The organism is Gemmatimonadales bacterium (assembly GCA_030697825.1).
GTDB lineage: Bacteria > Gemmatimonadota > Gemmatimonadetes > Gemmatimonadales > JACORV01 > JACORV01.
This window is the reverse complement of record JAUYOW010000139.1, coordinates 1-1,391: the sequence shown is the minus strand read 5'-3', so window position 1 is coordinate 1,391 and position 1,391 is coordinate 1. Positions and strand designations below refer to the sequence as shown.

The following is a 1,391-nucleotide window of genomic DNA, read 5'->3' as shown; positions in this document are numbered from 1 at the left end:
ACGACTCCTGGACCGCGTCGGCCGCCGCATCACCATCACCGACGAGCGAAACGGCGTACCGCCCGAAATCCATGCGGTACCGCTCGACGAGGATCCGATAGGATTCCACGTCCCCAGCCAGCACCCGTCGCACCACCGCTCCATCGCTCGGCTCCACGCTCCCTGCCCTTAGAGACGTGGGGTCCGTTCCGAAAGTAACGGGGGTCGACCGCGCGCGTTACCTTCCGCGGGGCTGGGCGGTCTGGTAGGCGACGTCCGGCACGCCGCCGGGCACTGACGAGGCCACCCTCGGCCTTCGGACTCTGACTGGGAGACTGTCATGCCGGTCGTGAACCACAGGCGTGCCGCTGTCGCCGCCGTCCTGCTTCTCGCGCTGACGGCCTGCGCCGACTCCACCGCCCCGGTAGCCGCGAACTTCACCGATCCCGACGCCGCGATCGCGAGCCTCACCGCGGACGCCGTCGGCGAGCACCTGGACATGCTCCGCGGCCAGGGCCTTCCGGGCCTCGGCCTGCCAGGCCTCCTCTTCCCCTCGCCCGTCGATTCCGGCTCGCGCTGTGGCGGCCCCGGTGGACCGGGCGGGCCGGATGGCCCAATGCCGTGCCCTCCAATGGAGCGCGAAGGCATGACCTTCTCGCGCACCGTGACCTATTTCGACGAGGCCGGCATCGCGCAGAGCGCGTACGACAGCCTCACGACGGCGTCGATCAACTTCGAAGTGTCGGCGTCGAACGGTGACAGCGGTAACGCGCGGGGGATGACGATCCGCAACGAGCGCGACCTGACCGTGAGCGGCCTCCTCGGCGGGGAGACCTCCGCGACGTGGAACGGGACCGGCACGAGCTACCGCAAGGGCGCTCCGGGCATGGGCGCTGGCCCGGGGATGGGCGGTCCCGGGATGGGTGGAGGGATGGGAGTGGGCCGTGGCGGGCCGCGCGGCGGGCGTCCGCCCCGCGACAGCCTGCGGCCCCGGGGCGACGGCCGCGTGATCGAAGCCACTACCTCCTCGACGATCGACAACGTAGTCGTGCCGGTGCCGCAGACGGAGGAGGCGTGGCCGCTGTCCGGCACCATCACGCAGGACGCCACCGTCACAATCACGTTCCTCACCGGTGAAACCCGGACTTCGTCCCGCACGGCGGTCGTGTCGTTCAACGGCACGCAGTTCGTCCCGCTGGTCATCAACGGCGCCACCACGATCATCGATCTCAAGGCGCGGCCGGGACCTGGCCCCTTCGGGCCGAGGCCGGGCCGGCCGTAGGCCGGACGAATGGCGACCAGGGGGCGGCTACGCCCCCTTTTCGTCGCACGTTGACTTCAGTCGCGAGTTGACGCCGGGCCGCCGGCACCGTAACTAACCGGGCCATGATGACCGACCTTGCGGCCTGGCG

General features: G+C 70.7%; 1 protein-coding gene. It reads left to right on the top strand.

The window, feature by feature from the left end; translation table 11 throughout:
* Window positions 1–319 precede the first annotated feature (319 nt).
* Window positions 320–1,261, top strand: a complete 942-nt coding sequence (locus Q8Q85_07470) for a hypothetical protein (GenBank protein MDP3774095.1) — start codon at window positions 320–322, stop codon at window positions 1,259–1,261.
* Window positions 1,262–1,391: the final 130 nt, after the last annotated feature.